General features: G+C 44.5%; 14 protein-coding genes and 1 pseudogene. 6 read left to right on the forward strand and 9 right to left on the reverse strand.

The window, feature by feature from the left end; translation table 11 throughout:
- Window positions 1-272 precede the first annotated feature (272 nt).
- The 8 genes from leuD to mutS form a co-directional block, all read right to left on the reverse strand.
- On the reverse strand, window positions 273-878 hold the full coding sequence (leuD, locus tag ACX5KA_RS10335) for a 3-isopropylmalate dehydratase small subunit (protein ID WP_014948483.1): 606 nt from the start codon (window positions 876-878) through the stop codon (window positions 273-275).
- 3 nt (window positions 879-881) lie between these two features.
- Window positions 882-2282: a 3-isopropylmalate dehydratase large subunit gene (gene leuC, locus ACX5KA_RS10340; RefSeq protein WP_458731074.1), complete on the reverse strand. Its 1401-nt coding sequence runs from the start codon at window positions 2280-2282 to the stop codon at window positions 882-884.
- A gap of 9 nt (window positions 2283-2291) precedes the next feature.
- Entirely contained in the window at window positions 2292-3389 is a 1098-nt protein-coding gene (gene leuB, locus ACX5KA_RS10345; protein ID WP_049585949.1) for a 3-isopropylmalate dehydrogenase, read from the reverse strand.
- Window positions 3390-4949, reverse strand: coding sequence for a 2-isopropylmalate synthase (gene leuA / locus ACX5KA_RS10350; RefSeq protein WP_458731075.1), 1560 nt, complete (start codon window positions 4947-4949; stop codon window positions 3390-3392).
- A gap of 447 nt (window positions 4950-5396) precedes the next feature.
- Complete coding sequence (locus tag ACX5KA_RS10355) at window positions 5397-6131, reverse strand: hypothetical protein (RefSeq protein WP_333969614.1); 735 nt, start codon at window positions 6129-6131, stop codon at window positions 5397-5399.
- Window positions 6132-6278: 147 nt separating this feature from the next.
- Window positions 6279-7571, reverse strand: coding sequence for a phosphopyruvate hydratase (eno, locus tag ACX5KA_RS10360; RefSeq protein ID WP_014948502.1), 1293 nt, complete (start codon window positions 7569-7571; stop codon window positions 6279-6281).
- Window positions 7572-7629: 58 nt separating this feature from the next.
- The gene (locus ACX5KA_RS10365; protein ID WP_014975824.1) at window positions 7630-9261 is read right to left on the reverse strand and encodes a CTP synthase; all 1632 of its coding nucleotides are present in this window, start codon (window positions 9259-9261) and stop codon (window positions 7630-7632) included.
- Window positions 9262-9417: 156 nt separating this feature from the next.
- Window positions 9418-12039 carry a DNA mismatch repair protein MutS gene (gene mutS, locus ACX5KA_RS10370; protein ID WP_014975825.1) on the reverse strand — a complete coding sequence of 874 codons (2622 nt, stop codon included), beginning with the start codon at window positions 12037-12039 and terminating at the stop codon, window positions 9418-9420.
- Window positions 12040-12182: 143 nt separating this feature from the next.
- Here mutS and ACX5KA_RS10375 point away from each other — a divergent pair, with 143 nt between their 5' ends.
- From ACX5KA_RS10375 to ACX5KA_RS10400, 6 genes and pseudogenes are all read left to right on the forward strand, one after another.
- Window positions 12183-12722, forward strand: coding sequence for a CinA family protein (locus ACX5KA_RS10375; RefSeq protein ID WP_039223327.1), 540 nt, complete (start codon window positions 12183-12185; stop codon window positions 12720-12722).
- 120 nt (window positions 12723-12842) lie between these two features.
- A pseudogene (locus ACX5KA_RS10380) lies at window positions 12843-13337 on the forward strand (ATPase domain-containing protein); the annotation flags it as partial.
- A gap of 160 nt (window positions 13338-13497) precedes the next feature.
- Window positions 13498-14532, forward strand: coding sequence for a recombinase RecA (gene recA, locus ACX5KA_RS10385; RefSeq protein WP_458731076.1), 1035 nt, complete (start codon window positions 13498-13500; stop codon window positions 14530-14532).
- A 661-nt stretch (window positions 14533-15193) separates the two neighbouring features.
- The gene (locus ACX5KA_RS10390) at window positions 15194-15781 is read left to right on the forward strand and encodes an SLATT domain-containing protein (RefSeq protein WP_458731077.1); all 588 of its coding nucleotides are present in this window, start codon (window positions 15194-15196) and stop codon (window positions 15779-15781) included.
- A gap of 48 nt (window positions 15782-15829) precedes the next feature.
- A complete protein-coding gene (locus ACX5KA_RS10395; protein WP_458731078.1) occupies window positions 15830-16408 on the forward strand; it encodes a hypothetical protein in 579 nt (192 codons plus the stop codon).
- 149 nt (window positions 16409-16557) lie between these two features.
- Entirely contained in the window at window positions 16558-17433 is an 876-nt protein-coding gene (locus tag ACX5KA_RS10400) for a hypothetical protein (RefSeq protein WP_458731079.1), read from the forward strand.
- A gap of 485 nt (window positions 17434-17918) precedes the next feature.
- On the opposite strand, the gene ACX5KA_RS10405 is transcribed toward ACX5KA_RS10400, so the two are convergent.
- Window positions 17919-18251, reverse strand: a complete 333-nt coding sequence (locus tag ACX5KA_RS10405; protein WP_458731080.1) for a hypothetical protein — start codon at window positions 18249-18251, stop codon at window positions 17919-17921.
- Window positions 18252-18476 lie beyond the last annotated feature (225 nt).

Raw genomic sequence — 18476 nt, forward strand, 5'->3', positions numbered from 1 at the left:
GACCAAAATTCGTACACCAAAGGTCAACAGGCCCTAGAGTCCGCGAGCATAGGATTAACGAATTCGTGAGAGAACGTGTGACGTGTAAATGTGCCGAGAAGTTGCTTATATTTCAAATCAGGCGAGCAGATATTCTCTATACCCAACGGTAATGGGCACCTTGATGCAAAGTTAGGTTCGAGGCATGGAGGGAAGAAATAAACAGAGTGCCATCTCGCGACAGCACCCATGTTTCATGCAAGGGCGTTTTTAAGCGTTAAAGCCCTACGCTGTTACAACCACGCTGGCTGTTTATCTTCGAAGGCTTCAATAGCGCTTGTAAGCTCTAGCGTTTGACCGATAGCATCTAAACCTTTAATAAGGTTGTTTTTGTGATGCTCAGCAATATCGAAGCTGAAGCTGGTATCGTTAAAACTTACCGTTTGCGCTGGAAGATCAACGGTGATCTTAGTTGCTGGGTCTGCCTTCACTGCAGCAAACAATGCGTCCATTTGCTCGCTTGATAATGCCACAGGCACTAGCTGATTATTAATGCAGTTGCCGTAAAAAATATCAGCAAAGCTGGTGGCAATAACCGTTTTAAATCCAAAGTCGGCAAGTGCCCACGGCGCGTGTTCTCGGCTTGATCCACAACCAAAGTTTTCGCGAGCTAGCAACAGACTCGCACCTTTGTGCTCAGGCTTATTCAGCGCGAACGCTGGGTTTGGCTCTTTCTCTTCTAAATCCAAATAGCGCCAGTCGTGGAACAAATGTTTCCCGTAGCCAGCACGCGTTACGCCAGTTAGAAACTGCTTTGGAATGATTTGGTCGGTATCGACATTGGCCTGATCAAGTGGCGCAGCAATGCCTGTGTGTTGTGTAAAACCTTGTTCAGACATAACTTACTCCTGATAATCTCTAACGTCAGCAAAGCGACCGGTAATTGCCGCGGCAGCAGCCATTGCTGGGCTTACTAAGTGAGTACGCGCCCCACGGCCTTGACGGCCTTCAAAGTTACGGTTACTGGTAGAGGCACATCTATCACCTGCCACCAATTTGTCGTCGTTCATTCCAAGGCACATTGAACAGCCAGGCAAACGCCATTCAAAGCCTGCATCGATAAAGATTTTGTCTAAACCTTCAGCTTCAGCCTGGCGTTTAACATTACCTGACCCTGGAACCACAATAGCAGTCACTGAATCGGCGACTTTGCCGCGCTTGGCAATTTGTGCCGCTGCGCGCATATCTTCAATACGCCCGTTGGTACATGAGCCGATAAATACGTGGTTAACGGCTACGTCGGCAAGCCTTTCGCCGGGTTTTAGGCCCATGTATTCAAGTGCTTTCACTGCGCTTTCTTTTTCAATCGGATCGCTGAAATCTTCGGGTGCAGGAACAGGCGTGTTTACGCCAATAACCTGGCCTGGGTTTGTACCCCAAGTAACCTGAGGAGCAATATCTGCCGCTTCAAGTTCAACCACAGTGTCAAACGTAGCACCCTCTTCGGTGTAAAGGGTTTTCCAGTAAGCGACGGCGTCTTCCCAGTCTTGGCCTTTAGGCGCGTATTCACGGCCTTCAAGGTAAGCAAAGGTTTTCTCGTCTGGTGCAACAAGACCTGCTTTCGCACCAGCTTCAATACTCATATTACAAACTGTCATGCGCTCTTCCATGCTCAAACCGCGGATAGCTTCACCTGCGTATTCGATAACATGACCAGTAGCGCCAGCGTGGCCAATTTTTCCAATAATGGCAAGAATAATGTCTTTTGCGGTAATACCGACAGGAAGCTTGCCATTTACGTTGATAAGCATGCTTTTCGCGCGGCTTTGTTTCAACGTTTGCGTGGCCAATACATGCTCTACCTGAGAGGTACCAATACCAAATGCCAGCGCACCAAATGCACCGTGGGTTGCAGTGTGTGAGTCACCACACACCACCGTCATACCAGGCTGAATTAAACCTAATTCAGGGCCCATAACGTGCACGATACCTTGCTTTTGGTGGCCCACTGGAAATAGCTGAATGCCGTGTTCTTCACAGTTTTTTGCCAAGGTTTGTAGCTGAAGCGCATTTGCCGGACCACAGGCATCAATTGCCAGTGAACGGGTTGAAATGCTGTGATCCATGGTGCCAACCGTGCGATCAGGGCGTCGTACTTTACGGCCTTTTTCATTAAGGCCAGCGAATGCCTGAGGTGACGTCACTTCGTGAATTAGGTGACGGTCGATATAAATTAAGCTGTCTTCACCGATTTGGTCAATAATGTGGGCTTGCCACACTTTGTCATATAAGGTCTTGGCCATGAGGTTGTTTTACTCCTGCGCCATTAATTGTTTAACGATTTCATCGCCTACTTGCGACGTGCTTGCCGCTTGGCTGCGTTTATCTGCAGGTAATAACTCGCCCGTAAGTACTCCTGCTTCTAGCGTTGCCACTACTGCCTTTTCAATTGCGTCGGCAGCATCATTCAAGTTCATGCTGAAACGCAGCATCATGGCGGCCGATAAAATTTGTGCGATAGGGTTAGCAATGCCTTGGCCTGCAATATCTGGGGCCGAACCGCCTGCTGGCTCATAAAGGCCAAAGCCATCTTCGTTCATACTTGCCGATGGCAACAAGCCCATAGAGCCGGTCATCATGGCGCATTCATCAGAAACGATATCGCCAAAAAGGTTTGAACACAGCATTACATCGAACTGCGCTGGGTTCTTCATAATCTGCATAGTGGCATTGTCGATGTAGATATGATCAAGTTCTACATCTGGATAGTCTTTTGCGACTTCTTCAGCAATTTCACGCCATAAGCGGCTGGTTACCAGTACGTTGGCTTTGTCCACCGACGTCACTTTGCCGCGACGCTTCTGTGCTGCTTCAAATGCCGCAATAGCAATACGGCGAATTTCACGTTTGCTATAGCGCATGGTGTCATACGCGAACTCTTCTTCGCCTTCACCTTCTCGGCCCTTAGGCTGACCAAAGTAAATACCGCTGGTTAGCTCACGCACAACTAAAACGTCTACGCCAGATTTGGCGATGTCTTCACGAAGAGGAGACAGGCTTTCAAGGCCCGGGTAAATGCGAGCTGGGCGCAGGTTGCTAAACAGGTCGAAATGGCTGCGAAGGGTAAGCAGTGCGGCACGTTCTGGACGTTGTTCTAACGGCAAGGTGTCCCACTTAGGGCCACCGATACTGCCAAACAAAATTGCATCGGCTTGCTCACAGCCCAATAGCGTTTTTGAGGGTAGCGCTTCGCCTTCAGTATCAATGGCGTAGCCACCCACAGGATATGCAGTGCGGTTCAGGGTGACGTTAAACTTCTTTTCAACAGCATCTAAAACCTTATTGGCTTCCTGCATAACTTCTGGGCCGATACCGTCTCCGGCTAATACGGCAATTGAATACTGGCTCATTTATACTCCTGCAACGCGTTCTTGTTGATTTTTTTGCTGATCAATTTGATCGGCCAAATATGTGTTGTTTAATACAAAGATAAGGGCTTTAACGCCGGCTTCCACAATATCTGTAGCCAAGCCGATTCCATGGAAACGACGGCCTTTATATGTAGCGATAACGCTCACTTGTGCCAAAGCGTCGGCACCTTCACCTTTTGAATCTAGTTTAAAGTCGACAACTTCTAAATCTTCGTGACCTAGTATAGACATAATGGCCTTATAAGCCGCATCTACCGGGCCGTTTCCAATGCTAGACTGGGTAATTTCTTCAGTGCCCACTTTCATTTTAACGGTAGCACTTGGAATGATTTCACGCCCTGAATTAGCTTGAAGATAAAGCAACTGGAAGTGTGCTTGGTCGTGCTTTTGCTTATCGAAGAACAACAAGGCTTCAAGGTCGTAATCGTATACTTGGCCTTTTTTATCCGCTAACTTTAAGAATGCGTCATACACCGCTTCTAAGTCATAGTCTTCGGTTTTATAGCCAAGTTCGGTTAAGCGATGTTTAATCACATGACGGCCAGAGCGTGACGTTAAGTTTAGGTTGTTCTTATTAATGCCCACACTTTCTGGGGTCATAATTTCATAGGTATTTTGCGCTTTTAAGACACCGTCTTGGTGAATACCTGATGAGTGACTAAACGCATTAGCGCCAACAATGGCTTTGTTGGCTTGAACAGGCATATTACAAAGCTGACTGACCAGCTTCGATGTACGTGAAATCTCAGTAGAATTAATGTTTGTGTCAAAACCTAGCATGTTCTTACGGGTTTGTAAGATCATCGCAATTTCTTCAAGCGATGCATTACCGGCACGCTCGCCAATACCGTTAATCGTACATTCTACCTGTCTGGCGCCTTGCTCAACGGCTGCCAATGAATTTGCTACCGCTAAACCCAAGTCGTTGTGACAGTGAACGGAGATTGTCGCTTTGTCGATGTTGGGAACGCGATTGAATAATTGCTGGATAATACCGCCGAACTCTGTGGGTGTAGTGTAGCCCACTGTATCTGGGATATTAACGGTAGTTGCACCTGCATTAATTGCAGCTTCTACCATGCGGCATAGATAGTCGATGTGAGTACGACCGGCGTCTTCGCACGAAAACTCAACGTCGTCAGTGTACTTACGAGCATGTTTCACCGCGGCTACGGCCATATCAACAATTTCATCTTGTGATTTACGTAGCTTGGCACCTACGTGAATTTCCGACGTTGCGATGAACGTGTGAATTCGGAACTGCTCGGCAACGCCTAATGCTTGCCCACATGCATCAATATCGCCCGGCAATGCGCGAGACAGGCCGCAAACAATCGAGTTTTTAACCTCTTTGGCAATCATTTGTACAGAGCGAAAGTCGCCGGGTGACGATACGGGAAAGCCTGCCTCAATGATGTCAACGCCTAACCGTTCGAGCGCTAGCGCGATCTGCAATTTCTCTTTGGCACTTAGGCTTGCAGGTAAGGCCTGCTCGCCGTCTCGCAATGTGGTATCAAAGATCTTCACTTGATTTGTCATGACGCTCTCTCAGTTGAATAGTTAAAAAAAAACCCGTGCTTGGCACGGGTTTTTGTGAAATTAAATCGCTGGTCGCAATCTACCCGTGCAGTCTGGCTGCCATAAGGAGTAGAGATAGAAGAAGGAAACGAATACGCATTTGTTGTTTCTTTGCTGACCAAGTTGATAGCGACAATGTACCCATGTGGCATGAAGAGGTCAACCATTGTTTACAATAATGAGTATATTTTTCGTGTATAAATACTTTCTTTTAATTATTTAGGATATGTGTCCTAACGATCTTGGTCTGATAGCAACGTGACAGTGGCTGCAGTCATTTGTGAGGGGGTTAATTTACTATAGATGATGTTGGTTAGGATGTTTGTACTAAATTTGGCTGTGGAAGTGCAAAAGAGATTGTGGTTTTTTATGCGGATATACTGGTTTTTTATTCTTTTTGGGGCTTTGTTACCTATTAAGCAGCGTAAAGTTCTTCCAGTTGATTTGAGTCGATAAGCGCATTTCGCGAAGGGATAAGGCACGTGGTGAACGCTTGGATTTAAAGCTCCATGCGTGGCCACAGCATGCAGCGGTCATTATCGCCTTTGAAGGCCGTAGCAGTATTTTGTTTTGAACTGAAAGTGCCGTGGCCGCTTCCATTTCATCGCGTAGTGGAGTTGAAGAAATGCACTCCCCTGTATTGGCAAACCATCCATTTTTGTTCAGATGGAGCTGGGTATTGTCTTGGTTTACCATATCAATGGAATCAAGCTCAATGTGAGAACCTTCCATATTTAAAATTAAAACAGGTACAACAAGACCATACCTAGCGTTTTTCATATACCACGCTTCTCGCTTCTCTACATCGTCTAAATGATTAATGCCGGGGCACTTTGCAGATTGCTTGGCATACCAACTTCCATTATGTGTGTCTGTTTTTAGCGGGGATGGATTGTTTGCGATGCCATCACTAATCATATACCGAGCAATAGCTTTCACGTGATAGGGAAGCCCGCCCATTCGACGCTTAAGCAGCGATAGGTTTTTTATCTCGCTATGAGCTAGAGAAACGATTTCTCTTTCATACAGAGCAGTACATATTTCATTGAATTGAGGGTGGCTTCCGCCAAGTTCACCAGCTTCACTGAAAAAGCCAACTTGGGAGTTGGGTATAGAGTGGGAAAGTTTGTCGCCTGAAGCCATCGGGATTATCAAATACCTGTCTAAAGTTATTTAACCCTAGCAAGATTAAGCGCTTGTTGCTACACGGTTTCATTAAACAATGCGAAAAAATAGACACAAAAAAAGCCGCTATAGAAAGCGGCTTTTCATCATAATCTCAGGCGTCAATTATTGACCTTTGATTTCGCTACGGCCTTTGTAAGTTGCAGCGTCACCTAGTGCTTCTTCAATACGAAGTAATTGGTTGTACTTAGCAACGCGGTCAGAACGGCATAGTGAACCCGTCTTGATTTGGCCCGCTGCTGTACCTACTGCAAGGTCAGCAATAGTGGCGTCTTCAGTTTCACCTGAACGGTGAGAGATAACCGCTGTGAAGCCCGCATCTTTCGCCATCTTAATAGCGTTAAGGGTTTCAGTTAGTGAACCGATTTGGTTGAACTTGATAAGGATTGAGTTACCAATACCGTTATCAATACCGCGCTTAAGAATTTTAGTGTTAGTTACAAACAAGTCGTCACCAACTAGCTGTACTTTGTCGCCAATCTTCTTAGTTAGGCTTGCCCAGCCGTCCCAGTCGCTTTCGTCCAGGCCGTCTTCAATAGATACAATTGGGTATTGTGAAGAAAGGTCAGCAAGGTAGTCGCCAAACGCTTCTGAATCGAAGCTCTTATCTTCACCAGATAGTACATATTTGCCTTCTTTATAGAATTCAGACGCCGCGCAGTCTAATGCAAGGGTGATGTCTTCATTCATTTTGTAGCCAGCGTTTTCAACGGCTTCTACGATTACTGCAAGCGCTTCAGCGTTTGAGCTAAGGTTAGGGGCAAAACCACCTTCGTCACCAACTGCTGTGTTAAGACCTTTAGCAGACAGTACTTTCTTAAGAGCGTGGAAGATTTCAGCACCCATACGTAGTGCTTCTTTAAAGCTCTTCGCGCCAACTGGCTGTACCATGAACTCTTGAATGTCTACGTTGTTATCAGCGTGCTCACCACCGTTGATGATGTTCATCATTGGTACTGGCATAGAGAATTGACCAGATGTACCGTTTAGGTCTGCAATGTGCTCGTAAAGTGCTACGCCTTTCTCTGCTGCCGCTGCTTTCGCTACTGCAAGTGAAACCGCTAGGATTGCGTTCGCACCAAGGGTTTCTTTGTTTTCTGTGCCATCAAGGTCAATCATGATGCCGTCGATATCAGCTTGCGCTAGTGCGTCTTTGCCGATAAGTGCAGGCGCGATGGTATCGTTAACTGCTGCAACTGCCTTTGTTACACCTTTACCTAGGTAACGAGACTTGTCGCCGTCGCGTAGCTCTAGTGCTTCGCGGCTACCAGTAGAGGCACCAGATGGTGCTGCAGCTCGGCCCATTACGCCTGATTCTAGGTATACATCTGCTTCTACGGTAGGGTTTCCGCGTGAATCTAAAATCTCGCGTCCGATAATGCGACTAATTTTCGCCATGTTTTTTCCTCAACAATTGATTGGGGCACAACGGGAGAGCGCGCCCCTTTATTAGAAATTAGTGATTTTCTTTCTGGTATTTGCCAGCCGCAGCTACAAAACCAGTAAATAATGGGTGTCCATCCCGAGGGGTTGAAGTGAACTCAGGGTGGAATTGGCCCGCAATGAACCATGGATGATCAGGGATTTCGACAACTTCTACAAGTCGCTTATCAGTGGACAAACCACTTACTTTTAAACCTGCAGCTTCAATTTGGTCACGCAAATTGTTATTGACTTCGTAACGATGGCGGTGACGTTCGTAAATTTCAGCACTGCCATACATTTCGTGTACTTTGGTGCCTTCAATAAGGTGACATAGCTGACTACCTAGACGCATGGTACCGCCAAGATCTGAGTTTTCTGTGCGAGTTTCAGTTGTTCCTGCAGCATCTAACCACTCAGTGATAAGGCCGACTACAGGGTAAGGGGTTTCAGAGTCGAACTCTGTGCTGTTCGCGTTTTCCATACCCGCAACATTGCGCGCGTACTCGATAAGTGCTACCTGCATACCCAGGCAAATACCAAGGTAAGGTACTTTGTTTTCGCGCGCATAACGTGCAGCGGCAATTTTGCCTTCAATGCCGCGTTCACCAAAGCCACCCGGTACTAGAATGGCATCCAGTTTTTCTAAAATCTGAGTACCTTTGCTTTCTACATCTTGTGAATCTACATAGTGGATGTTCACAGTCAGACGGTTTTTTAGGCCTGCGTGCTTCAGCGCTTCGTTAACTGACTTATAGGCGTCTGGTAACTCAACGTATTTACCAACCATACCGATGTTTACTTCGGCTGTTGGGTTAGACTCTGCATACAGCACTTGTTCCCATTCAGATAGATCTGCTTCTTTGCAGTCAAGGCCAAAACGGTCTACTACTAGCTGATCCATACCTTGTGCTTTAAGTGCCGCTGGAATGCGGTAGATACTGTCTACATCTTTCAGTGAAATAACGGCTTTGTCAGCAACATTAGTGAAAAGTGCAATTTTAGAACGCTCGCTGGCGGGCAACGCACCCACTGAGCGACATACTAAGATGTCTGGCTGAATACCAATCGAGCGAAGCTCTTTTACCGAGTGCTGCGTAGGCTTAGTTTTTACTTCGCCTGATGCTGGCATATAAGGTACTAGCGTTAAGTGCATGAACATTGCGCGTTCACGGCCTACTTCGGTACCTAGCTGACGAATAGCTTCTAAGAAAGGTTGTGACTCGATATCACCAACGGTTCCGCCCACTTCAACAATAGCTACATCGTGACCTTCAGCACCTTCAATTACGCGGCGCTTAATTTCATTGGTGATATGAGGGATAACCTGAATAGTTGCACCAAGGTAATCACCGCGACGCTCGCGCTTTAACACTTCTTCATATACACGGCCGGTAGTGAAGTTGTTGCGCTTGGTCATGCGGGTGCGAATAAAACGCTCATAGTGACCAAGATCAAGGTCGGTCTCAGCGCCGTCATCGGTAACAAATACTTCACCATGCTGGATAGGGCTCATAGTGCCCGGGTCGACATTGATGTAAGGGTCGAGTTTTAACATGGTTACGGTGAGACCGCGAGCTTCCAGAATTGCGGCCAACGATGCTGCAGCAATACCTTTACCTAGCGATGAAACTACACCACCGGTGACGAAAATATAATTTGTCATGCGAAACCTAGAACGTTTGGGTTGTATGGTAAATATAGGCTGAGTTTAGAACAAAACCAGCTACACTTTGGACGGGGCGATAGTATACGCAAATTCATGTGGGCAGACAATCAATTTGCCCACATGATGCGCAATTTATACGCGCTTAAGCTTGCTTTAAGACTGGCTCAGGCGCTTAAGTGTGTAGATAAGGTCTAGCGCTTGGCGCGGTGATAGCTCATCGGGTGACAAGTTTTCAAGGGCTTCTACTACCGGGTGCGGCTTATCAGGGAACAGCATTTCAGCTTGGCCTTTGGTATTTGATGTAGCTTTACCTGAACCGCTTGTCTTATTTCCACCTTTTACCGAGCTCTTCGCTACAAAAGCCTCATCGTTGGCGTTCTCTGATCCATTTTCCGTGCTGGTCATAAGGTGTGATGATTCCAACACCGCAAGCTTCTGTTGCGCCGCTTTTATTACCGCCTTAGGTACGCCTGCAAGTTGGGCAACTTGTAAACCAAAGCTTTTGCTCGCCGCGCCTTCTGACACGGTATGCATGAAGCGTATGGTATCTTCAAACTCCATCGCGTCTAAGTGCACATTCACTACGCCACTTTGCGTTTCTGGAAGTTCAGTAAGTTCGAAATAATGCGTGGCAAAAAGCGTATAAGCATTTAGCTGTTTTGCCAAATAACTCGCGCATGCCCACGCCAGAGACAATCCATCATAGGTACTGGTGCCACGGCCTATTTCATCCATCAATACCAGCGAGTTTTCTGTGGCATTATTTAGAATGTTCGCCGTCTCTGTCATCTCAACCATAAAGGTAGAACGACCTGAGGCTAAGTCATCTGATGCGCCTATACGGGTAAAGATGCGATCAAGCTTTCCTATGTGGGCGTTTTCAGCAGGTACAAAGCTACCAATACAGGCTAGTAACGCAATCAGCGCTGTTTGGCGCATGTAAGTTGATTTACCGCCCATGTTCGGGCCAGTAATAATTAGCATGCGGCGCTCGGTATCTAGCTGTAGCGGGTTGGCAATGAAGGGGTCTTTCATTACATTCTCAACCACAGGGTGGCGGCCGGCATCATAAGTAAGCGCACATTCTTGACTCAAATGAGGTCGATACCAATCAAGTGACACGGCACGTTCAGCAAAACAGCACAGTACATCAAGCTTAGCAAGCGCAGAGGCTGTTTCAATTAACTTGTTAAGGTACGGAGCAAAATTGTCGAACAGTGCTTCATAAAGCTGCTTTTCAAGAGCAAGCGCAGCGCCCTGACTGCTTAGCACTTTATCTTCGTGCTCTTTCAGTTCTGGCGTTATATAACGTTCAGTGTTTTTAAGGGTTTGTCTTCGAATATATTCAGCAGGCGCTAATGCACTGTTCGCCCGGCTAATTTCAATAAAGAACCCGTGAACTTTGTTATAGCCCACTTTTAGCGTAGAAATGCCGGTGCGCTCGCGCTCACGCTGTTCCATAGCGTCTAAGTAGTCGGTAGCACCTTGTGATAGCTTGCGCAACTCATCAAGTTCGGCGTTATAGCCCTCGGCAATCACGCCGCCATCCCGTATTACCACTGGCGGGTTATCGATAATGGCGTCGTTTAACAGGGCTTGAAGCTCAGGGTAAGTGCCAATGGTTTCGCTGATACTTCTGATTTGCCCTGTGTCGAATCGAGCTAGGGCATCTTGTAAGTCAGGCAGCGCATTAAAGGCATTTTTTAGGCGAGCAAAGTCTCGAGGCCTGGCTGAACGAAGGGCTAATCGCGCCATAATACGTTCTATATCACCAATGTGTTTTAACGCGGTGCGAATATCTTCAGGGTCATCATTAATAAACGTTTCAACAGCATCTAGGCGGCTGTGAAGTTCATGCTGGTCGGTTAAAGGCGAATGAATAACACGCTGTAACATGCGGCTACCCATGGCCGTAGTGGTGGTATCCATCACGCTAAACAGCGTATTTTCCTGTCCTCCCGACAAATTATGGGTAAGTTCTAGGTTCCTGCGGGTGGCTGCATCAAGCTGTACGCGACTGTCTTGCTGTTCTGTTTGAATGCGGCGAATGTGAGGCAGAGCAGTGCGCTGGGTATCCTTTACATATTGTAAAACGCAGCCCGCTGCGCCTAAGCCTTTAGTGACGCCTTTTATTCCAAAGCCATCTAATGTTTTGGTTTCAAACTGTGCGTTTAATTGCTCTGTGGCGGTATCAATGTCGAATTCCCATTCAGGACGGCGTCTAAGTCCTTTGCGGTTTTCAACCAATGCTAAGCTTTCAAATCCTTCAGGATAGAGCAGTTCAGCTGGATTAATGCGCTGAATTTCAGCAAGTAAGCTTTCATCGCTGTCACATTCAAACACAACGAAACGCCCGCTTGTAACATCTAGGGTTGCCAGACCATAGTGCATACTGTGACCACAAACGGCGGCCAGAATATTGTCGCGACGTTCTTCTAACAGCGCTTCGTCAGTGACTGTACCAGGCGTAACAATACGTTGTACCGCGCGTTCAACAGGGCCTTTACTGGTGGCTGGGTCTCCAACCTGTTCGCAAATGGCTACTGACTCACCCATTTTCACTAAGCGTGACAGGTAGCTTTCTACCGCATGATAAGGCACACCCGCCATAGGAATAGGTTCACCACCCGATTTTCCTCTGGCTGTTAATGAGATATCCAGTAATTCAGCAGCTTTTTTGGCATCGTCGTAAAACAACTCATAAAAGTCGCCCATGCGATAAAACAGTAAAATATTCGGATGCTGCGCCTTAATAGTCAGGTATTGGCGCATCATAGGAGTATGTGATTCCAAAAAATGCCTCTGCGAATTTGTTGCTGGGTTTAATGCCTGTTGAGGGGAATAAATGATAAACTCACGCCCACTAAGATCAAGCGAAGATCTGATAAAGCACAACAGGTGTAATTAGGTATATCCAAATGAGCACAACATTTTCAACTGATTCGACAGCAAACGCCACCCCTTTAACGCTTGATAGCGCATTATCTGCGCAAGTTCAGGTGTTAGGCGACGCACTAAGGGAAAAAGGTTGGACTGTATCAAGCGCTGAGTCGTGTACAGGCGGTGGAGTCGCTTTTGCTTTTACCAGCGTAGCTGGCAGTTCTGATTGGTTTAACCAATCCTGGGTGACGTACTCAAACGACGCAAAGCAAAGCATACTGGGCGTAACAGAGCAGACGCTAAAAGAGTACGGCGCGGTGTCGAAGCAAACGGTGAAAGAAATGGCTGAAGGCGTGCGCCGTAATAGCGGTGCGCAACTTGTTGTAACGGTTAGTGGCATTGCCGGCCCTGGCGGTGGCAGCGAAGAAAAACCGGTGGGCACAGTGTGGTTTGGCTTTTTATGTGGGGAGCACGAAGCGCAAATCAAACAGGTGTTTAGCGGCAATCGCGACGAGGTTCGTCAACACGCTATTAGCTTTGCCATTACTCAGTTAATTAAAATGTTGAGTGAAAATTAAAAACACGGGTTGAAACTGTATGCTTGTACAGTATAGAATGTGATCATTATTTGGTAATTTCATACAAGACATGGAAAACACCAATGCAGAATTTAACCGCAAATCCTAGAGGATACATACGTGGACGATAACAAATCAAAAGCTTTAACCGCCGCAGTTGGCCAAATTGAAAAGCAATTTGGTAAAGGCGCAATCATGCGCTTAGGCGATAACCAGGCCATGGATATTGAAGCGATTTCTACTGGCTCACTTACCATTGATATCGCTCTAGGTATAGGCGGTTTGCCATGTGGACGTGTTGTTGAAATCTACGGACCAGAATCATCAGGTAAAACCACGCTAACACTTCAAGTTATTGCTGAAGCGCAGCGCAAAGGTAAAACCTGTGCTTTCGTTGATGCTGAACATGCCCTAGACCCTGTATACGCTGAGAAACTAGGCGTAAACATTGACGAGCTATTGGTATCTCAGCCTGATACTGGTGAGCAAGCGCTAGAAATTTGCGACATGCTAGTACGTTCAGGTGCGGTAGATGTTGTTATTGTTGACTCGGTAGCGGCGCTTACACCTAAAGCTGAAATTGAAGGTGACATGGGTGATTCTCACGTTGGTCTTCATTTTGGCCCTTTACCCATAGCTGCGTAAAATGTGTCACATAGAAATGAGAGTGTCACATACACAATGAGAATTAAAATATAAGATAAAAGAGCTTCATTTTATATTTTAGTTTTTAATTAATTACTTGTATCAGTGCAAGAAATGAAGGCCTACAACGATGATAGATCAAAACAGAAGTAAAGCTCTAGATGCAGCCTTATCCCAAATTGAGAAGCAATTTGGTAAAGGCTCAATAATGAAGCTTGGTGAAAACAAAACAATGGATGTCGAAACTATATCGACAGGCTCGTTAGGACTGGATATAGCATTAGGCGCTGGAGGCTTACCGTTAGGCAGAATCGTCGAGATATACGGACCAGAATCATCTGGTAAAACTACGCTCACTCTTGAAGTTATTGCGGAAGCCCAACGTCAAGGAAAGACATGTGCATTCGTTGATGCTGAACATGCCTTAGATCCGATCTATGCGGAAAAACTTGGGGTTAATATTGATGAACTCCTCGTTTCACAGCCTGACACAGGTGAACAAGCTCTAGAAATTTGCGACATGTTAACTCGCTCTGGTGCTGTCGATGTTATTGTTGTTGATTCTGTTGCAGCGCTTACCCCGAAAGCAGAAATTGAAGGCGATATTGGCGACTCACACGTGGGTCTTGCCGCTCGAATGATGTCTCAGAGTATGCGAAAGATTACGGGTAATCTTAAAAGATCGAACACTATGATGATCTTTATTAACCAGATTCGCATGAAGATTGGTGTGATGTTTGGTAATCCAGAAACTACAACTGGTGGAAATGCTTTGAAGTTTTACGCTTCAGTTCGTTTGGATATTCGGCGTATTGGCTCTGTAAAGGAAGGCGATGAAGTCGTTGGTAATGAAACAAGAGTGAAGGTAGTAAAAAATAAAATAGCCCCTCCATTCAAGCAGGCTGAATTTATAATTAAATACGGAGAGGGAATTTCAAAGCAAGGCGAACTAATAGATTTGGGTGTAAAACACAAGCTAGTTGATAAAGCTGGGGCGTGGTACAGCTATAATGGTGATAGAATTGGGCAGGGTAAAAGTAACTGTATGAATTTCCTAAAAGAAAACCCTGAAATTTCAAACGAGATCGAAGCTAAACTCAGAGAGCTTCTACTACCTAAAAAAATTAAAGAAGAAGTAGAGCAAAATAGCGAAGAATCAAATTAAAACTATTCAAAAGATAGCGGCTCTTAAACCGGGCGCTTGTTGTGTCTGGTTTACTTTCGAGATCTAATAATTGAATTATGGTAAGACTGAGAGGATGTATAGAAATTCCTCAGTCTGAAGCCAAAGTGATTCAGTTGATCACATACGCTGGCGCTCAGGATCTGAAATTTACTTCATCATATGCGGGTCAAAGTTAGTTAATTATTTTAACGTAGTTCAGGGCTAACAATGTGTAATACATGGATTCTTCAATCGCCCAAAGCACAAGAGCTCCCAAAGGAATAGTCTCCAAATGTCTAAATTTCAATTTATCTTTAACCACTCTGATCCATAAGTAACGAATGAAGACACGACTAGAATTGGTATGCAGAAAGGTGCAGGTATTAGCATAAAAAAGCGAGTTGAATTATTTGTGCAAGAAAAAATATCAAACCTGTATTACGGAAACTGCCAATAAGTTGAACACAATAAGTTGAATCAGTCTTAACCTGATCTATCAGATTCAAATAATAGAACTTAATCAAATCTGACATTAGCATTTAAACGTAAAACGAACGTCTAGCTTTTTTTCGCTCTTAAAACATTGAGGATGTTTTTTTATTGGAAACGAGTGTTACTATGAGGTCTCAGTAATAAGCTATTATGCCTAAATGGAATTTTGATGGCGACAGATACCCCATATAAAGATCTACATGATCGCATTAAGAAAACTACAAAAAATAGATTCGCTGCTCAACGTAGATTAGAGCATCACAATAAAGCGGTATTATGGACAATTACACTTTCTTCCATTTTTTTGTTAATTACTCCTTTAGCCCAAGGTTTCGAAATCGAACTAACGCAAGACAAAAAAACTATAGATTTCGTCCAAATTCTACTCACTATCGTAATTCTCGCTGTTTCAATTATCCTTAGCATGGCTAATTTCGCTGTTCGAGGTGAACGAATCCACAACTGCGGTATGGAGCTTAATAGCTTAGGAAGAAAGGTCTATCCTAAAGTAAATTTGGAAGATAAAGACGAAGATTATGGCACCTTAAATCAAGAGTACGACGAAATTTTAAGGCGGTATGAGAACCATACAAAAGTAGACTTTATGAGGACAAAAATAGAAATGTCAGACTATTATAATCCTCCTTTCTGGTATCGAACCGTGTTTACTTTGCGATATTTCTCAGAATTTTGGCTGTATATTGCAATTCTTAGTTGTGAGTTTATTTGGGTTGCGAAACTTTTTGGCGCAATTTAGGTATAACCAAAAAATCAACCAGTTATAGCGCTAAAGGGATTTATAACATTGCAATATTTTGATCCACCCAATATAGACAAAAGCAGCCTTTGGAAGGCCGGAATAAACGAAACAGTTTTGGTTCCTATTCAACCAGTCAAAGGCGCTTTGCCTCAAAACTGCCTCAATAACGCCAGAGCTTATATTGATAAATTTGGCGGTGAGGTCCAACTGGGCTGGATATTTTCAATTTTGGGAAACATTGCACTCAAGCTAACTGCTCATGCTGTTGTAAAAACTAAAGAGCAAAAGTTGCTTTGCGTTACTCCAAATCCATACAGAAAAGACAAAATTCGCTTTAGTCCTGACAATGCCGTCAACGCTCTTATAGTTAATAACTTTTTACCGCAAAAACTAGTTCCATTGATTACAGATAAGATGTTAGACAATTATTTAGCCTTAGAAAGGGAAATGAACGACTTAAGGCTAAATAATTCAGGCGTGGTCTCTCAGAAACAAGTTCTGGATATCCAGCTAAAGGCAAGAGTTTTATACCCTTCGATATTGCAACTAGCTAAGGAAAATACGTCGAAAAAGGATTATTGCTTTTGTGGATCTAATAATAAGAGAGCCAAATGCTGTAAGTAGGATCAAACTATAGCAAACAACTATCGGCGATCACTGCGCTCGCTTGATCAATAACACTTAGGCTAAAACTGTAGCGAATCGACTGAGCCTACGTGTTATTACCCGTTACGCGGGTATTACGTGTCTTTACCATGAGGAGTCGTTAATTAATGCAAATTGGAACAGCGGCAATCGCTAAAATTGCTGAAATGATATGTGGTGACCAACCTTTTCAATTTTTTCCATATCGAAGTTCGTCTTATCTTACGCGATTTTTTGTCGATTTAGACCTTGATTACATTCATGATGGCTCAACTAGGCGAGTCTGGGTTAGGGAAGTTCTTGACGAACTTAATAGAAGGCAATCTCCAGACAATATGCCATCACCAGAAATGGTTAAGGTAATAGAATATCTCTTACATCCAGATCACTTTCTATTTGATGATAACGTTGACCGTGATAAAGCTTTAGAAGCTGTTACATCATCGTTAAAAACAAATGCTCTAACAATTTCCGTTCAGGCGAACGGAACGGTTCGATTACTCCCAGAGAATGGTGAGTTTGTTTCAACCTCTTTTGAAGTCCCGCCAACCGAGCGGGTAATAACGTTTAAACCTAGTGTCTTTCAAGTTCCTGCTAAAAAGTTAAACGAAAAATTAATTTCCGTGATGATGCCATTTAATGCTGGGTTTAATGGTACTTACTCAGCTATAAATAGAGTAGCGGATTATATGAGTTTGGAATGCAAGCGAGCTGATGACATATGGGACAATTCGACGTTTATACAAGATATCTTTGATTTGATATTTTGTTCTAAAGTAGTAGTGGTCGATTTCACTGGTAAAAATCCAAATGTCATGTATGAAACAGGAATAGCACATACTCTTGGTAAAACGGTAATTCCAATTACTCAGTCTCTTGACGATATACCTTCTGACTTAGGTCACCATAGGGCATTAAAATACTACCCAAATGAAGAAGGATTAAGGAATCTAAGTAATGAGCTATATAAACGCCTTCAAGTTATTTATAAACAAAAAACGTAACAAGCGCATGTTGTCGGACTGCCTTTCTTCTGCGGTTTAAGCCAGCCGTAACTGCGGGCGATATTAACGTTCGCTATTTTTCTGAGCGGTCGAGCGCAAGGGTTATATTCAATGTCCGCTACACGTTTAAAGCCGTCAAGACGATCATATCAGGAAATGCTAAACCAGTGGATAAGACACTCCCCCCCAAGCTTGATAATTGCAGCGCAACGAATAGAAGCTATAAAGCGACAACCGGTCAAGTTAATTGGCGCCAGACCGGTCAAGATAGTTGACATTCTATAAGAAGCTTTTGAAAGAAAAGTCGAAAGATTAGAGCGAGAAAACCACTAGCTACTGGAACAGTTCCATGTTTGGCGTTTACAACGCAGATAGACTGAAGGTTTCCATCTGACAATTAAATAGCCCGTTGCCTCGCAAGACGCACTGAAAAATCTAGGACAAGTTTTATGCACTTATAGCTTAGTGACCATACTTAATTTGGTTCATTCGAATCCGCCTAGTCTTTTCGACTCAATGTAATTAATAACTTCCGACGCACCAGTCTCTCGATTTTCTATCACAACTTGAGAAGGGGTAGTATTACCGAACCCGCTAATAGGTTGTTTTGTATACCAATTCCAAGCATCTTGTCTTGTATCGAACATTGTTTCAAGCATATTAAATATTAGCAGTGTCTCCTTGAGTCGTTTTGTATCCGTATGCTTTGCACCATTAAGAGTTTGAGCAGGCAAAGCTGTACATGAACAAAACTGCTCTTCGTCGATGCCAATTTCACGGATCAGAGTTTTTATTCTATCGCGGGTTGATAAGGCCATAACTCGTCGCAGTAAAGAAGTGGATTTATGTACACTATAGTCGATTAGTTAATTTAGCCAGTGTGTTTAATAACTGCATTAATCGGTGCAACCAACTTTGACGAATGTAGCTTTACTGGATCATCGATTGCGGACGCGTAAGCTATAACTGTGTTTCTTTAAGGCATTGATCACTCATCTCACCGGTGTAGTCGAGACTCACCGGGGACGGAATGGATGAAAGGT

The sequence above is a fragment of the Alteromonas alvinellae genome (assembly GCF_902705805.1).

Excerpts from the sequence above, each read along its gene's own strand:
- ACX5KA_RS10400 (WP_458731079.1), top strand. The coding sequence starts at position 16,558 with ATGCAAATTGGAACAGCGGCAATCGCTAAAATTGCTGAAATGATATGT.
- ACX5KA_RS10375 (WP_039223327.1), top strand. The coding sequence starts at position 12,183 with ATGAGCACAACATTTTCAACTGATTCGACAGCAAACGCCACCCCTTTA.
- ACX5KA_RS10355 (WP_333969614.1), bottom strand. The coding sequence starts at position 6,131 with ATGGCTTCAGGCGACAAACTTTCCCACTCTATACCCAACTCCCAAGTT.
- eno (WP_014948502.1), bottom strand. The coding sequence starts at position 7,571 with ATGGCGAAAATTAGTCGCATTATCGGACGCGAGATTTTAGATTCACGC.
- ACX5KA_RS10365 (WP_014975824.1), bottom strand. The coding sequence starts at position 9,261 with ATGACAAATTATATTTTCGTCACCGGTGGTGTAGTTTCATCGCTAGGT.
- ACX5KA_RS10390 (WP_458731077.1), top strand. The coding sequence starts at position 15,194 with ATGGCGACAGATACCCCATATAAAGATCTACATGATCGCATTAAGAAA.
- mutS (WP_014975825.1), bottom strand. The coding sequence starts at position 12,039 with ATGATGCGCCAATACCTGACTATTAAGGCGCAGCATCCGAATATTTTA.
- leuD (WP_014948483.1), bottom strand. The coding sequence starts at position 878 with ATGTCTGAACAAGGTTTTACACAACACACAGGCATTGCTGCGCCACTT.
- recA (WP_458731076.1), top strand. The coding sequence starts at position 13,498 with ATGATAGATCAAAACAGAAGTAAAGCTCTAGATGCAGCCTTATCCCAA.
- leuA (WP_458731075.1), bottom strand. The coding sequence starts at position 4,949 with ATGACAAATCAAGTGAAGATCTTTGATACCACATTGCGAGACGGCGAG.
- leuC (WP_458731074.1), bottom strand. The coding sequence starts at position 2,282 with ATGGCCAAGACCTTATATGACAAAGTGTGGCAAGCCCACATTATTGAC.
- ACX5KA_RS10405 (WP_458731080.1), bottom strand. The coding sequence starts at position 18,251 with ATGGCCTTATCAACCCGCGATAGAATAAAAACTCTGATCCGTGAAATT.
- leuB (WP_049585949.1), bottom strand. The coding sequence starts at position 3,389 with ATGAGCCAGTATTCAATTGCCGTATTAGCCGGAGACGGTATCGGCCCA.